Origin of the sequence: Streptomyces sp. NPDC044984 (assembly GCF_040646935.1) — a bacterium.
In the GTDB taxonomy this organism is placed as follows: domain Bacteria; phylum Actinomycetota; class Actinomycetes; order Streptomycetales; family Streptomycetaceae; genus Streptomyces.
In genome coordinates this window covers 46926-62353 of the sequence record NZ_JBEZBE010000009.1, presented here as the reverse complement: position 1 = coordinate 62353, position 15428 = coordinate 46926, and the positions used below count along the sequence as shown (strand labels likewise).

Below are 15428 nucleotides of genomic sequence, written 5' to 3'. Positions count from 1 at the left end.
GCCCGCAGCCTGTACGGGCCGACGGTTTCCACGAGATGTGGCGTCAGCTGTGGCCCATCGGGCGCAACGCGGCCACCGGCGGCTACCGGCGGTTCGCCTGGACCCGGGCCGACTCCGACTGCCGGGCCTGGTTCGAGGAGCAGGCCCGCAGGCGGCAGCTGACCTACGAGGTCGACCGGAACGGGAACCAGTGGGCCTGGCTCGGGGACCCCGCCCGGGGGGACGCCGTCGTCACCGGGTCGCACCTGGACTCGGTGCCCGACGGCGGGGCCTTCGACGGGCCCCTCGGAGTCGTGTCCGCCTTCGCCGCCCTCGACGAACTGCGCCGCCGGGGCGCGCGCTTCGCCAAGCCCTTCGGCATCGTCAACTTCGGGGACGAGGAGGGCGCCCGCTTCGGGCTCGCCTGCGTCGGCTCCCGGCTCACCGCGGGCGTGCTCACCGCCGAGCAGGCCCACCGGCTCACCGACGGGGACGGAATCACGCTCCCGCAGGCCATGGAGGCCGCCGGACACGACCCCGACGCCCTCGGCCCCGACCCCGAACGGCTCGACCGCATCGGCGCCTTCGTCGAACTCCACGTCGAACAGGGCCGGGCCCTGGACCTGTCCGGCGACCGCATCGGCATCGCGTCCGCCATCTGGCCGCACGGCCGCTGGCGGTTCGACTTCCGGGGCGAGGCCAACCACGCCGGCACCACCCGGCTCGCCGACCGGCGCGACCCCGTGCTGCCGTACGCGGAGACCGTCCTCGCCGCCCGTCGCGAGGCGGAACTCGCCGGTGCCGTGGCCACCTTCGGCAAGATCTCCGTCGAGCCGAACGGCGTCAACGCCATCCCCTCCCTGGTGCGCGGCTGGCTCGACTCCCGCGCCGCCGACCAGCAGAGCCTGGACGCCGTCGTGGACGGTGTACGGAAGGCCGCCCGCGCCCACGCGCAGGAGCACGGCGTCACACTCGACGTCGAACGCGAGTCCTTCACCCCCGTCGTCGAGTTCGACCACGCCCTGCGCGACGAACTGGCCCGCATCCTCGGCAGCGGCACCGGCCTCGAGGTGCCCGTCCTCGGCACCGGCGCCGGACACGACGCCGGAATCCTCTCCGGACGCGTCCCGACCGCCATGCTGTTCGTGCGCAACCCCACCGGCGTCTCGCACTCCCCGGCCGAGTCCGCCACCGAGGACGACTGCGTGGCCGGGGTCCTCGCCCTCGCCGACGTACTGGAAGGACTGGCCTGCACGTGACTGCCACCCCGCGGACGTACTGGCTGGAACACGCCTGGCTCGGCACCCTCCCCCGAGCCCTCGGCTCCGCTCGAGCAGGGGGGACCCCCATCGAGCCGGGCGTGACCCTCACCGTCCGGGACGGCCGGATCACCGCCGTCCGCCCGGACACCCCCGCCCCGCCACCGGGCGCCGAGGTCCTGCGCGGACTGACTCTCCCGGGACTGGCGAACGCCCACAGCCACGCCTTCCACCGCGCCCTGCGCTCCACGGTCCAGGTGGGGTCCGGGACTTTCTGGACCTGGCGCGAGGTCATGTACGCCACGGCCGACCGGCTCACCCCGGACACGTACCACGCCCTCGCCCGTGCGACCTACGCCGAGATGGCGCTGGCGGGCATCACGGCGGTCGGCGAGTTCCACTACGTCCACCACGCCCCCGGCGGCACGCCCTACGCCGACCCCAACGCCATGGGCGAGGCGCTCATCGAGGCCGCCGCCGAAGCCGGCGTCCGCATCACCCTCCTCGACACCGTCTACCTCTCCTCCGGCTTCGGACAGCCGCCCACCACCCACCAGCTCCGCTTCTCCGACGGCGACGCGGACGCCTGGGCCGATCGCTGTTCGGTTCTCAAGGAACGGGACCACGCACGGATCGGGGCGGCGATCCACTCCGTCCGGGCCGTACCGGCGGAGCAGTTGGCGACCGTGGCACGGTGGGCCGGGGAGCGGCGGGCCCCGCTCCATGTGCACCTGTCCGAGCAGACCGCCGAGAACGACGCCTGCCGGGAGATCCACGGCTGCACCCCGGCGCAGCTCCTGGCCGCGCACGGCGTCCTCGGACCGCGCACCACCGGCGTCCACAACACCCACCTCACCGCCGAGGACATCTCTCTCATCGGCGGCAGCGGCACCGGCACCTGCATGTGCCCGACGACCGAACGCGACCTCGCCGACGGCATCGGCCCCGCCGCCGCCCTGCAGAACGAGGGCTCCCCGCTCTCCCTCGGCTCCGACAGCCACGCCGTGATCGACCTGTTCGAAGAGGCACGCGCGATGGAGCTCGACGAGCGGCTGCGCACCCGCACCCGCGGCCACTGGACGGCCGCCGCGCTGCTGCGGGCCGCCACCGTCGACGGACACGCCGCCCTCGGCTGGGACGACACCGGCCGCATCGAGGCCGGCGGGCGCGCCGACCTCGTCACGATCGCCCTCGACTCGGTCAGGACAGCGGGACCCCTGCCCGGATTCGGAGCCGAGACGGCCGTATTCGCGGCGACCGCGGCGGACGTGCGCCACACGGTCGTGGGAGGCCGGCACGTCGTACGCGACGGGGCGCACACGCTCGTACCCGATGTACCCGGAGCCCTCGCGCGGGCAGTCGAAGCCCTGCGAGCCTGACGACCACCCATGAGGACGCCATGAGCAGCAGCACCGTCATCAGCGACATCGCCACGCTGGTCACCAACGACCCCTCCCTCGGTGACGGTTCCCCTCTCGGCCTGGTCCGGGACGCGGCCGTCGTCATCGAGGGCGACCGCGTCGTGTGGACCGGTGGATCAAGCAAAGCACCCGCCACTGACAACCGGGTCGACGCCGGAGGCCGGGCGGTCCTGCCGGGCTTCGTCGACTCGCACTCCCACCTGGTCTTCGCGGGCGACCGCACCGAGGAGTTCAACGCCCGGATGTCGGGCCGCCCGTACGGCGCGGGCGGCATCCGCACCACCGTCGCCGCCACCCGCGCCGCCGGCGACGCGGAACTGGAGGCGAACCTCACCCGTTTCCTCGACGAGGCGCTCCGCCAGGGCACCACGACCTTCGAGACCAAGTCCGGCTACGGCCTGACCGTCGAGGACGAGGCCCGCGCCCTGCGCCTGGCCGCCCGCCACACCGACGAGGTCACCTATCTCGGCGCCCACGTCGTCGCGCCGGAGTACGCCGAGGACCCGGCCGGATACGTCGCCCTGGTCACCGGCGAGATGCTGGACGCCTGCGCGCCGCACGCCCGCTGGATCGACGTCTTCTGCGAGAAGGGCGCCTTCGACGGCGACCAGGCCCGCGCGATCCTCACCGCCGGGAAGGCGAGGGGCCTGCACCCGCGCGTCCACGCCAACCAGCTGTCGTACGGCCCCGGCGTCCAGCTCGCCGTCGAGCTCGACGCGGCCAGCGCCGACCACTGCACCCACCTCACCGACGCCGACGTGGACGCCCTCGCGAACAGCGGCACGGTCGCCACCCTGCTCCCCGGCGCCGAGTTCTCCACCCGCGCCGAGTGGCCGGACGCCCGCCGGCTGCTGGACGCGGGGGCCACGGTCGCGCTGTCCACCGACTGCAACCCGGGTTCGTCCTTCACGTCCTCCGTCCCCTTCTGCATCGCGCTCGCGGTGCGGGACATGGGGATGACGCCGGACGAGGCGGTCTGGTCGGCCACGGCGGGCGGCGCGGCGGCCCTGCGCCGCACCGACGTCGGCCGCCTGACCCCGGGCGCGTACGCCGACCTCACCCTCCTCGACGCCCCGAGCCACGTCCACCTCGCCTACCGGCCCGGTGTACCGCTGGTCGCGGAGGTGTGGCGACGGGGCGTACGCAGGGTGGGAGCGGCTTGACGCCCCCGGACGTCCCGAAGGGGGGCGGCCCGGCTCCGGACCGCCCCCCTGGAGGGCAAGCGTCACCCGGTGAGGGTCACTCCTCGACCGTGAGCCCCTTGCGCAGCTTCACCAGCGTCCGTGACAGCAGGCGGGAGACGTGCATCTGGGAGATGCCCAGTTCCTCGCCGATCTCCGACTGGGTCATGCCCGCGACGAAGCGCAGTGAGAGGATCTTCCGGTCCCGCGGCGGCAGTTCGGCGATCAGCGGCTTCAACGACTCGACGTACTCGATGCCTTCGAGCCCGTGGTCCTCGTATCCGATCCGGTCCGCCAGGGCGCCCTCGGCGTCGTCCTCCTCCGGCTGGGCGTCCAGCGAGGAGGCGGTGTAGGCGTTCGACGCCGCCATGCCCTCGAGGACCTCTTCGTTGCTGATGCCCAGGCGCTCGGCGAGTTCGGCCACCGTCGGCGCCCGGTCCAGCTGCTGGGCCAGCTCGTCACCGGCCTTGGCCAGGTCGAGCCGGAGCTCCTGCAACCGGCGCGGTACGCGCACGGACCACGAGGTGTCGCGGAAGAAGCGCTTGATCTCACCGATGATGGTGGGCATCGCGAAAGTGGGGAACTCCACACCGCGCGACAGTTCGAAGCGGTCGATCGCCTTGATCAGGCCGATGGTGCCGACCTGGATGATGTCCTCCATCGGCTCGCTGCGCGAGCGGAAACGGGAGGCGGCGAACTTGACCAGGGCGAGGTTCAGCTCGACGAGTGTGTTGCGTACGTACGAATACTCGTGGGTGCCTTCCTCCAGCGACTCCAGGCGCTCGAAGAGGGTCCTGGACAGAGCCCGCGCGTCGACCGGGCCCACCTCGTCGTACGGGGGGATCTCCGGAAGTCCGGCGAGGAGGTCGTCCGGGACGACACCCGTGTCGTCCTGCTCGATGGGATCCAGATGTTCCGGAGGGAGTGTCGACGTCGCTTTCGGGGTACGCGATGCGTCGAGCCGGGGTGACATGATGTCCTCCATCGTTCTCGGCATATGGCTGCCGAAGCCGATACGTGCACTGCGGTGTGCGGCGCCTCCAAAGCCGGCCGTGTCGGTTACGTGTTCTTACTAGCCCTACCCGCTTTCCTGAGCCGATCGCAAGTGCGTTATGTTCATACGTGTCCGTTTGCGTGTGATTGTTCGGCTGTTGAAGCGTGGCCATAAGGCGTAATGTTCGAGGACGTCAGCAGGCAGCCACGACGTCGGGAGAGAGAGACGGCATGGACCGCGGGACGGTCGGCAGCGCACAGTCTGGCCGGCTTCTGGTCGAGGTGCGAGAAGAGGGCCCCAGTGCCGTCGTGACTCCGGCGGGTGAGTTGGATCACCACACCGCCGATCTGTTGCGGGAGCCACTGGAGGACTGCCTCGCCAAGGGTTTCAAGCGGCTTGTCATCGACTGCTCCCGGCTGGAGTTCTGTGACTCCACGGGGCTGAACGTGCTGCTCGGTGCCCGGTTGAAGGCCGAGGCGGCCGGGGGTGGGGTCCATCTCGTGGGGATGCAGCCCGTCGTCGCGCGCGTCTTCGAGATCACGGGAGCGGACGCGGTGTTCACGGTCCACGACACTCTCGAGGCGGCACTGGCCGACGATTCCGCGTGACGCGCGCGGGCAGGCCCGGCCGGGCTCTCGCGCCGCCCCCGCCGCCGGAGGGCCGCTTCCGTCGCGCTTTTTCGTGCGAATACGGGGGTGTCCCCTCGGTCCGCCCGGGCAGGAGACACCCTGAACGTGCGGGACGCGGTGGTCGCGAGGGCGCCGGGAACCGAACGCGTCGTCCGCGCGTGACCGATTGAGTACGAAAATTTTTGAATCGTGAACTGGTGACACGGTGAGGTGAAGCGCTGATGAGCACCACCCGGCCCTACTCGCCGGGCGACCGCGGTCCGGAGCCCGGCGGCGCTTCCGGGACGCCCGGGGGCGACGCGCCGGCGGGGGGCGTGTCCGACGGGGGCGTCGCCGTGCCCACCGCGTCATCGGGGTCTTCCGGGCCGTCGGGGTCTTCCGGGCCGTCGGGCGACGGCGGCCAGGTCCGTCGGCTGAGCTTCGACGGCGAGAGCGGCGTCGTACCGCTCGCCCGTGACTTCACCCGTCAGGCGCTGTACGCGTGGGGCTGGCTGCCCGCCGCCACCGCCGACCAGCGGGCCGCCGCCGAGGACGTCCTGCTCGTCGTCTCCGAGCTGGTCACCAACGCCTGTCTGCACGCCGAGGGGCCGGATCATCTGGCCATCACCTGCGACAAGAAGGTGATCCGGATCGAGGTCACCGACCGGGGCACGGGCCAGCCGGCCCCGCGCACCCCGCACCGGGCGGGCCGTCCCGGCGGCCACGGCATGTTCATCGTGCAGCGGCTCTGCCTGGACTGGGGGGTCGTACGGGCCCCGGACGTCGCGGGCAAGACGGTCTGGGCGGAACTCGGGGCACCCGCGTAGTTCCCCCCGCTCGCCGCCGCGCCCGGAGTCCCGCACCGGTCCGCGCTGCTCCTGACCGGAGGGTTCTCGCCCCGCCGCCCCTTCCCATTCCCGTCCCCCCGGGGGCGCCGCCCCCGGACCCCCGCTCCTCGAACGCCGGAGAGGCTCCTTTCCAGCCCCTCCCCGTGAACGCCCGAAGGGCCCCGCATCCACCGGATGCGGGGCCCCTCGTACCGAGCCGTGGGGGAAGGCTCAGTGCACGTCGCCCATGAGGGCCTTGACCTTGTTGCGGTACATCCACACCGCGACACCGGCGACCACCGCGAGGGTCGCCTCCATCGCGACGATGCCCGTCTTGTTCAGGTCGACGCCGGCGATGGAGAGCAGACCGGTCGTGGCGTCACCGGCGGTGACGGCCAGGAACCAGACGCCCATCATCTGCGAGGCGTACTTCGCGGGCGCCATCTTCGTGGTGACCGACAGGCCGACCGGGGAGAGCAGCAGCTCACCGACGGTCTGCGTGAAGTAGATCGCCACCAGCCACAGCGCCGCGGCCTTGTGGCCGCCCTCGGCGATCGACAGCGGGGCCAGGAAGAGGAAGAAGGACGCGCCGACCAGCACCAGACCGGACGCGAACTTCACGATCGTGCTCGGCTCCTTGCCGCGCCGGTTCAGCGCCAGCCAGAACCAGGCGAAGACCGGGGCCAGCGCCATGATCAGGACCGGGTTGACCGACTGGTACCAGGAGACCGGGAAGTCCCAGCCGAGGACGCTGTTCTCGGCCGACGAGTCGGCGAAGATCGACAGGGTCGAGCCGCCCTGGTCGTAGATCATCCAGAAGATCGCGGCGGCGACGAAGAACCAGACGTACGCGGACATCTTCGACTGCTCGGCGCGGTCCAGGTCCTTGTCGCGCTTGATGCGGACGATCACCATCACCGGGACGATCACACCGAGCAGCGTCAGCGGGACCAGGACCCAGTTCAGGGTGTAGTTGCCGGTGAGGCCGATGGCGGCGTACGCGACGACGGCGATGCCCGCCCAGAACGCGGCCTTGCGCAGCGTCGAGGACTTCTCCTCGGCCGACAGCGGCTTCGGGACGACGTTGGAACGCGCGTCCAGGTGGCGGCTGCCCAGCAGGAACTGCGCGACGCCCAGACCCATGCCCAGCGCGGCGAGCGCGAAGCCCAGGTGCCAGTCGACGCTCTCACCGATGGTGCCGATGATCAGCGGCGCGGCGAAGGCACCCAGGTTGATGCCCATGTAGAAGACGGTGAAGCCGCCGTCCCGGCGCGGGTCGTCCGGGCCCTGGTAGAGCTGGCCGACCATCGTGGAGATGTTGGCCTTCAGCAGACCGGAGCCGATGGCGACCAGGCCGAGCCCCGCGTAGAAGGTGCCGGAGGACGGCAGGGCCAGCGTCAGGTGGCCCAGCATGATGATGCCGCCGGCGACGGCGACGGTCTTGCGGGGACCCCAGACGCGGTCGCCGAACCAGCCGCCCGGCATGGTGAGCAGGTACACCAGCGAGAGGTACACCGAGTAGATCGCGGTCGCGGTGCCCGCGCTCAGACCCAGGCCGCCCGGCGCGACGAGGTACAGCGGGAGCAGAGCCCTCATGCCGTAGTAGGAGAAACGCTCCCACATCTCGGTCATGAAGAGAGTGGCCAGTCCGCGGGGGTGGCCGAAGAAGGTCTTCTCGGAGCCGGGGGTTCCCGGAGTGACCGAGTCCTTCGTCAGGCTGGACGCCATGGTCGTTCCTTGCTGGTCGGGACGCGTCGCGCGAGCGTGTACGCGCCCGGTGGGGGGCGGCCGGCACCGGCGGGGCCCACCGTCCACCCCACGCCCGGGGGAGGCCGCCCCGGGTCTCGGAACGACGGACGGCGACCACCGGGATCCACGCCCCGCCGTGCGTCTGCGCGCGACGGGGCCCGGCCACAGGTCATTCCTTCCGGGGCCGGCGCACAGGCCGGCCCGCACACAAAAGAGACCCTCGGCGTCGACTGCGCCAAAGGTCCCCGCGGTGCAACAGGCGTTGATTCACCATACGGCAGGACAGTGCCGGATATGGAAGGACTTGAGACACGGATCACAGGTTTTACTGGAACCGCGATCACCCATTCGAAGGTCCCTCCCAGGTTCGCACCCCACACCCGCAGGCGCGAATCAGGACCGCCGTAGGTGAGAAACGGGTGTGCCGGAGGTAAGAGGCAACGCTCGCGATCACACCCCGGGCCCCGTGGCGGCGGGACTACCATCACTCCATGACCCGTGTACTGCTCGCCGAGGACGACGCGTCCATCTCGGAGCCGCTGGCCCGCGCCCTGCGCCGGGAGGGCTACGAAGTCGAGGTGCGCGAGGACGGACCCACCGCGCTCGAAGCCGGCATGCAGGGCGGCGTCGACCTGGTGGTGCTGGACCTCGGACTGCCCGGCATGGACGGCCTTGAGGTCGCCCGCCGACTCCGCGCCGAGGGGCACACGGTTCCCCTGCTGATCCTGACCGCGCGCGCCGACGAGGTCGACACGGTCGTCGGCCTGGACGCGGGCGCCGACGACTACGTCACCAAGCCGTTCCGGCTCGCCGAGCTGCTGGCCCGGGTCCGGGCCCTGCTGCGGCGCGGTTCCGCCGAGCCCCAGCAGCCGCCCGCCACCCACGGGGTGCGCATCGACGTCGAGTCGCACCGGGCCTGGATGGGCGACGAGGAGCTCCAGCTCACCGCGAAGGAGTTCGACCTGCTGCGGGTCCTGGTGCGGGACGCGGGCCGGGTCGTCACCCGCGACCAGCTGATGCGCGAGGTCTGGGACACCACCTGGTGGTCCTCCACCAAGACCCTCGACATGCACATCTCCTGGCTGCGCAAGAAGCTGGGCGACGACGCCGCCAACCCCCGCTACATCGCGACCGTGCGCGGCGTGGGCTTCCGCTTCGAGAAGAGCTAGCCGAAACCCCGTGGGGTCTTCCGTCTTGGGTAAGAGGACATGCGCCGCCGCCTGATCCAGTCCACGCTCGCCGTGGTGCTCGTCGTGATCGCCGTCTTCGGCGTCTCCCTGGTGATCGTCGAGACCCGCACCATCAGCGAGAGCGCCAGGGAGCGGGTGGAGTCCGAGGCGGTGCGGCTGGCCAGCATCGTCGACAGCCGGCTGATCGTCGAGGACCAGGTCACCGCGGAGATCCTCAGCGACCAGGTCACCGAGGACCGGTATGCCGTCATCCGGATCCCCGGCAAGCCGCCCATCGAGGTCGGCACCGAGCCGGACGGCGACGTCATCAGCGCCTCGGCACCCGGTGAGGAGGGCGAGACGGTCACCGTCCAGGAGCCGCGCTCCTCGGTGACCCGGGAGGTCGCCCGTACGCTGCTGATCATCGGCCTGGTGGCGCTCCTCGCGGTGATCGCGGCGGTGCTGCTGGCAGTGCGCCAGGCCAACCGGCTCGCCTCCCCGCTGACGGACCTCGCGGAGACCGCCGAACGCCTCGGCTCCGGCGACCCCCGCCCCCGCCACCGCCGCTACGGCGTTCCCGAGCTGGACCGGGTCGCGGACGTGCTGGACCGCTCCGCCGAGCGCATCGCCCGCATGCTGACCGCGGAGCGGCGGCTCGCCGCCGACGCCTCCCACCAGCTGCGCACCCCCCTCACCGCCCTGTCCATGCGGCTGGAGGAGATCACCCTCACCGACGACCCGGAGACGGTGAAGGAGGAGGCCACGATCGCGCTGGCGCAGGTGGAGCGGCTGACGGACGTGGTGGAGCGGCTGCTGACCAACTCCCGCGACCCGCGCACCGGCTCCGCGGTCACCTTCGACCTCGACGAGGTGATCCAGCAGCAGCTCGCCGAGTGGCGCCCCGCCTACCGCAGCGCGGGCCGCGCGATCGTCACCTCGGGCAAGCGGCAGCTGCGGGCGGTGGGCACGCCGGGCGCGGTCGCCCAGGTGCTGGCGGCGCTGATCGAGAACTCGCTGATGCACGGGGGCGGCACGGTCGCCCTGCGCACCAGGGTCACCGGCAACCAGGTCGTCGTCGAGGTCACGGACGAGGGCCCGGGCGTCCCCGCCGACCTGGGCGCGCGGATCTTCGAACGGGCGATCAGCGGCCGCAACTCCACCGGCATCGGTCTCGCCGTCGCCCGCGACCTGGCGGAGGCGGACGGCGGCCGGCTGGAGATGCTCCAGGCCACCCCGGCCGTCTTCGGTCTGTTCCTCTCCCGGACGCCACCGCAGAAGTCCCCGGACGACGAGTCCCGCCGGACGGTGCGCTGACGGCTACGGCTACGGCTACGGCTACGGCACGCGCTGTGTCGCGCGGGAGCCGTCGGAGGGCGCGCCCCGCGTCGCCGGCTCCCGGACCGGCAGCGCGCGGAACACCCAGGTGCGGTACGACCAGAAGCGGAACAGGGTCGCCACGGCGATGCCGAAGAACTTGAAGATGTTGCTCTGCAGCGGGCTGTCCCAGCCGAAGCCGTACGTGGCCGTGTACAGCACGCCGTTCTCGATCACCAGGCCGACCGCGCTGAACAGCAGGAACAGCGTCATCTCCCGGGTGCGCCGGGACTTGTCGCGGTCCCGGTAGGTGAAGTAGCGGAAGCCGACGTAGTTGAAGATGATCGCCACGACGGTGGCGATGACGCTCGCCCGCACCACCTGGAGGTCCGTCACCTGCCGCACCAGGTTGAACACGAGGAGATTGACCAGCAGACCGGCTCCGCCGACCGCGCCGAACTTCATGGCCTCACCGACCAGCCGGTCGATCCGCTCCCGCAGGGTGCCACGCGGGGCCGGAGCCGGGGCCGTGGTCGGAGGCCCTGAGGAACCGTGTCCCATGGTCGTGCTGGCCCCCGTCCGTCGTTCGGCGTCAACCAGACCATGCTAACCACCCGTCCTCACGATCTTCCTGCGGACGGAGACCGCGGCCGTGGATCGTCCGGGAAGGGGCCCGTAAACCGGCCACGGTGGCTCGGCCGATACCCTGGGGGCGTGACGTTCCCGGTAGTCGGCATGGTCGGCGGTGGCCAGCTCGCTCGTATGACACACGAGGCGGGCATCCCGCTCGGCATCAGGTTCAAGCTCCTCAGTGACACTCCGCAGGATTCCGCGGCGCAGGTCGTCGGCGATGTCGTCGTCGGCGACTACCGCGACCTGGAGACGCTGCGCGCGTTCGCGCGCGGCTGCGACGTGATCACCTTCGACCACGAGCACGTGCCCACCGAGCACCTCAGGGCCCTGGAGGCGGACGGCATCCCCGTCCGCCCGGGCCCCGACGCGCTGGTGCACGCCCAGGACAAGGGCGTGATGCGCGCGAAGCTCGACGCGATCGGGGTGCCGTGTCCGCGGCACCGCATCGTCGACGGTCCCGAGGACGTGGTGGCGTTCGCGGCGGAGGGCGACGGCTTCCCCGTCGTGCTCAAGACGGTCCGCGGCGGTTACGACGGCAAGGGCGTGTGGGTCGTCGGCTCCGTCGAGGAGGCCGCCGAGCCGTTCAAGGCCGGTGTCCCCGTCCTCGCCGAGGAGAAGGTCGACTTCGTGCGCGAGCTGGCCGCCAACGTGGTCCGCTCCCCGCACGGGCAGGCCGTCGCCTACCCCGTCGTCGAGTCGCGGCAGGTCGACGGCGTCTGCGACACGGTGATCGCGCCCGCGCCCGACCTCGACGAGACCCTCGCCCTCAAGGCCGAGGAGATGGCGTTGAACATCGCCAAGGAGCTCGGGGTCGTCGGCCACCTCGCGGTGGAGCTGTTCCAGACCCGCGACGGCCGCATCCTCGTCAACGAGCTCGCGATGCGCCCGCACAACTCGGGCCACTGGTCCATGGACGGCGCGGTCACCTCGCAGTTCGCCAACCACGTCCGCGCCGTGCTCGACCTGCCCCTCGGCGACCCCCGCCCGCGCGCGAAGTGGACGGTCATGGTCAACGTCCTCGGCGGCGACTACCCGGACATGTACTCCGCGTACCTGCACTGCATGGCCCGCGACCCCCAGCTGAAGATCCACATGTACGGCAAGGACGTGAAGCCCGGCCGCAAGGTGGGCCACGTCAACACCTACGGCGACGACCTGGACGACGTGCTGGAGCGCGCCCGTCACGCAGCCGGCTACCTGAGAGGCACGATCACCGAATGAGCCCAGTTGTCGGCATCGTCATGGGGTCGGACTCCGACTGGCCCGTCATGGAGGCGGCGGCCAAGGCCCTCGACGAGTTCGAGGTCGCCTACGAGGTCGACGTCGTCTCCGCGCACCGCATGCCCCGCGAGATGATCGCGTACGGCGAGCAGGCCGCGGACCGGGGACTGAAGGTGATCATCGCGGGCGCGGGCGGCGCCGCCCACCTGCCCGGCATGCTCGCCTCCGTGACCCCGCTGCCCGTCATCGGCGTGCCCGTGCCGCTGAAGTACCTCGACGGCATGGACTCCCTGCTGTCCATCGTGCAGATGCCGGCCGGAGTCCCGGTCGCCACCGTCTCCGTGGCCGGCGCGCGCAACGCGGGCCTGCTCGCGGCCCGGATCCTCGCCGCCCACGACGAGGAACTCCTCGGCCGGATGCGGGAGTTCCAGCAGGAGCTGAACGACCAGGCCACCGAGAAGGGCAAGCGGCTGCGCGCCAAGGCCGAGGGGTCCGGCGCCGGCTTCGGCTTCGGGAAGTGACACGGATGACCTCGCTGGACCGGGCCCGGGAGCTGCTGCGCGAGTTCCCCGTCGTCGACGGGCACAACGACCTGCCGTGGGCGCTGCGCGAACAGGTCCGTTACGACCTCGGCGCCCGGGACATCGCCGGCGACCAGTCCGCCCACCTGCACACCGACCTCCCCCGGCTGCGCGCGGGCGGGGTCGGCGCGCAGTTCTGGTCGGTGTACGTCCGCGCGGACCTGCCCGACGCGGTGCCGGCCACCCTGGAACAGATCGACTGCGTACGGCAGTTGCTGGCGCGTCACCCCGAGGACCTGGCGCCCGCGCTGACCGCCGCCGACATGGAGGCGGCGCGCGGTCAGGGCCGTATCGCCTCCCTCATGGGGGCGGAGGGCGGCCACTCCATCGCCAACTCCCTGGGCACGCTCCGCGGGTTGTACGACCTCGGCGTGCGCTATCTGACCCTCACCCACAACTTCAACGTGGCGTGGGCGGACTCGGCGACCGACGAGCCCGGCGTGGGCGGGCTGTCGGCCTTCGGCCGCGAGGTGGTGCGGGAGATGAACCGGCTCGGCATGCTGGTCGACCTCTCCCACGTCGCCGCCACGACCATGCGGGACGCGCTGGACGCCACCTCGGCGCCGGTGATCTTCTCCCACTCCTCCGCCCGCGCGGTCTGCGACCACCCGCGCAACATCCCCGACGACGTGCTGGAGCGGCTGCCCGCCAACGGCGGTGTCGCGATGGTGACGTTCGTGCCGAAGTTCGTGCTCCAGGCGGCCGTCGACTGGACGGCAGAGGCCGACGAGAACATGCGCGCCCACGGCTTCCACCACCTCGACACCACCGCCGAGGGGATGAAGGTGCACCGCGCCTTCGAGGAGGCCCACCCGCGTCCGGTCGCCACCGTCTCCACCGTGGCGGACCACCTGGACCACATGCGCGAGGTCGCCGGCGTCGACCACCTGGGCATCGGCGGCGACTACGACGGCACGGCCTTCACCCCCGACGGCCTGAACGACGTCTCCGGCTACCCGAACCTGATCGCCGAGCTCCTCGACCGCGGCTGGTCGAAGGCCGACCTGGCCAAGCTCACGTGGAAGAACGCGGTACGGGTCCTGGGCGCCGCGGAGGACGTGGCCCGGCACCTCCAGGAGACCCGGGCCCCGTCCAACGCCACCCTGGACTCCCTGGACGCCCGGCCCGCCCACTGAATCCAGTCCCTCCGGCGCGATCCAGCCCCTCCGGCGTTCGAGGAGCGGGGTCCGGGGCGGAGCCCCGGGACGGGACGGGAAGGGGCGGAGGGAGCGGATCGAACAATCGCACGCCCCGGGGTGGGCCGTACCCCCGAACGCCGCGTCCACCAGGAAGCCCGCGGCCGCTCCGTGCGACGGTGACCGTACCGCCGAGGTCACGACGTACGGAGCCCGTGATGGCCGATCTCCAGGACGATCTGCACTCCGCCGCCGAGGTCGGCCGCATCGACGAGCCGTACCCCCAGGAGGCGGCCGTCGTCGCGCCGGAGACGTACGAGCCCGTCTCCGATCCGGACGCCGAGCCCCTGACCCGGGCCCGCGCCGTCCTCGCCGCCCACCCCGTCGCCGACGGCTACAGCGGACTGCCGGGGGCGCTGCGCCGGCTGCCCTGGTACGACCTCGACCTCGGGGAGAGCGCCGTCGACGCGGACGTGCCCCGGCTGCGCAAGGGGCAGGTCGGCGCGGTGTTCTGGTCGCTGGACCTGCCCGGGGCCGACGACGGCGACCGGGCCGTCGGCGCCACCCTGGAGCAACTGGACCTGGCGAAGGCGGTGGTCGCCGCCCACGACCGGGGCCTGCGCCCGGCCCGCACCGCCGGAGAGGTCGCCGACGCCCGCAACTGCGGCCAGGTCGCCGTCCTGTTCGGCCCCGCCGGTGCCGCCGCCCTCGGCGACTCCCTCGGCGTCCTGCGCTCGCTGCACGCCCTCGGCCTGCGCGTGCTCACCCTGACCGGCGCCTCCTGGGCGGACGCCGCGGGACTGACCCGGTTCGGCGAGGAGGTCGTCCGCGAGATGAACCGGGTCGGCATGATCGCCGACCTCTCGTACGCCTCGGCTCCGACGGTCCGCCGCGTCCTGACCGTCTCCAGGGCGCCCGTGCTGTTCAGCCGCTCCGCCGCCCGCGCCCTGCGCCCCCACCCGGCCAACCTCCCCGACGAGCTGCTCGCCGACGTGGGGCGGGCCAAGGGCCTGTGCATGGTGCCGCTGACCGCCGAGCAGTCCGGCCCGACCGTCCGTGACGTCGCCGACCACCTCGGCCACGTCCGCACGGTCGCCGGGCCGGAGTGTGTCGGCCTGTCCGGCACCTACGACACCGGCGGCACCCGTCCGCAGGAGCTCGGCGACACCTCCTGCTACCCGAGGCTGATCGCCGAGCTGCTGCGGCGCGGCTGGGACGAGTCCGAGGTGGCCCTGCTGACCTGGGGCAACGTCCAGCGGGTGCTGCGCGAGGCGCACTTCACCGCGCGCGTGGCCCAGCAGCGCCGCCCCCCGTCGACGGCGACCCTCGCCGGCCTGGACGGGTGAGCGGCGGGGC

General features: G+C 72.1%; 14 protein-coding genes. 11 read left to right on the top strand and 3 right to left on the bottom strand.

The features are described from left to right. Window positions 1-35: 35 nt before the first annotated feature. From AB0A94_RS12330 to hutI, 3 genes are read left to right on the top strand one after another with little or no spacing between them, the layout of a single operon-like run. A complete protein-coding gene (locus AB0A94_RS12330; RefSeq protein WP_361743228.1) occupies window positions 36-1238 on the top strand; it encodes an allantoate amidohydrolase in 1203 nt (400 codons plus the stop codon). Between the two features lie 23 nt (window positions 1239-1261). Further along, window positions 1262-2617 (top strand): formimidoylglutamate deiminase, encoded by a 1356-nt coding sequence (locus tag AB0A94_RS12325; RefSeq protein ID WP_361743225.1) that lies wholly within the window; start codon window positions 1262-1264, stop codon window positions 2615-2617. Between the two features lie 20 nt (window positions 2618-2637). Continuing rightward, complete coding sequence (gene hutI / locus AB0A94_RS12320) at window positions 2638-3822, top strand: imidazolonepropionase (protein ID WP_361742786.1); 1185 nt, start codon at window positions 2638-2640, stop codon at window positions 3820-3822. Window positions 3823-3898: 76 nt separating this feature from the next. Here hutI and AB0A94_RS12315 read toward each other — a convergent pair whose 3' ends face one another. Next, a complete protein-coding gene (locus AB0A94_RS12315; protein ID WP_361742783.1) occupies window positions 3899-4825 on the bottom strand; it encodes an RNA polymerase sigma factor SigF in 927 nt (308 codons plus the stop codon). 239 nt (window positions 4826-5064) lie between these two features. Here AB0A94_RS12315 and AB0A94_RS12310 point away from each other — a divergent pair, with 239 nt between their 5' ends. Beyond that, window positions 5065-5442, top strand: a complete 378-nt coding sequence (locus AB0A94_RS12310; protein ID WP_030870057.1) for an STAS domain-containing protein — start codon at window positions 5065-5067, stop codon at window positions 5440-5442. Between the two features lie 242 nt (window positions 5443-5684). Continuing rightward, the gene (locus AB0A94_RS12305) at window positions 5685-6269 is read left to right on the top strand and encodes an ATP-binding protein (RefSeq protein ID WP_361742780.1); all 585 of its coding nucleotides are present in this window, start codon (window positions 5685-5687) and stop codon (window positions 6267-6269) included. A 231-nt stretch (window positions 6270-6500) separates the two neighbouring features. Here AB0A94_RS12305 and AB0A94_RS12300 read toward each other — a convergent pair whose 3' ends face one another. Beyond that, window positions 6501-7997 carry an oligopeptide:H+ symporter gene (locus tag AB0A94_RS12300; RefSeq protein WP_361742777.1) on the bottom strand — a complete coding sequence of 499 codons (1497 nt, stop codon included), beginning with the start codon at window positions 7995-7997 and terminating at the stop codon, window positions 6501-6503. Between the two features lie 512 nt (window positions 7998-8509). Here AB0A94_RS12300 and AB0A94_RS12295 point away from each other — a divergent pair. Next, entirely contained in the window at window positions 8510-9187 is a 678-nt protein-coding gene (locus AB0A94_RS12295) for a response regulator transcription factor (RefSeq protein WP_217129845.1), read from the top strand. Window positions 9188-9226: 39 nt separating this feature from the next. Continuing rightward, entirely contained in the window at window positions 9227-10501 is a 1275-nt protein-coding gene (locus AB0A94_RS12290) for an ATP-binding protein (RefSeq protein ID WP_361742774.1), read from the top strand. 21 nt (window positions 10502-10522) lie between these two features. Here AB0A94_RS12290 and AB0A94_RS12285 read toward each other — a convergent pair whose 3' ends face one another. Further along, entirely contained in the window at window positions 10523-11062 is a 540-nt protein-coding gene (locus AB0A94_RS12285; protein ID WP_361742771.1) for a GtrA family protein, read from the bottom strand. Window positions 11063-11215: 153 nt separating this feature from the next. Here AB0A94_RS12285 and AB0A94_RS12280 point away from each other — a divergent pair, with 153 nt between their 5' ends. From AB0A94_RS12280 to AB0A94_RS12265, 4 genes are all read left to right on the top strand, one after another. Further along, window positions 11216-12355 (top strand): 5-(carboxyamino)imidazole ribonucleotide synthase, encoded by a 1140-nt coding sequence (locus AB0A94_RS12280; RefSeq protein ID WP_361742768.1) that lies wholly within the window; start codon window positions 11216-11218, stop codon window positions 12353-12355. Continuing rightward, window positions 12352-12876 (top strand): 5-(carboxyamino)imidazole ribonucleotide mutase, encoded by a 525-nt coding sequence (purE, locus tag AB0A94_RS12275; RefSeq protein WP_361742765.1) that lies wholly within the window; start codon window positions 12352-12354, stop codon window positions 12874-12876. The genes AB0A94_RS12280 and purE overlap by 4 nt, the downstream gene beginning before the upstream one ends. Window positions 12877-12881: 5 nt before the next feature. Beyond that, window positions 12882-14072 (top strand): dipeptidase, encoded by a 1191-nt coding sequence (locus AB0A94_RS12270; RefSeq protein ID WP_361742762.1) that lies wholly within the window; start codon window positions 12882-12884, stop codon window positions 14070-14072. 218 nt (window positions 14073-14290) lie between these two features. After that, on the top strand, window positions 14291-15418 hold the full coding sequence (locus AB0A94_RS12265; RefSeq protein ID WP_361742759.1) for a dipeptidase: 1128 nt from the start codon (window positions 14291-14293) through the stop codon (window positions 15416-15418). The last annotated feature ends 10 nt before the right edge of the window (window positions 15419-15428 follow it).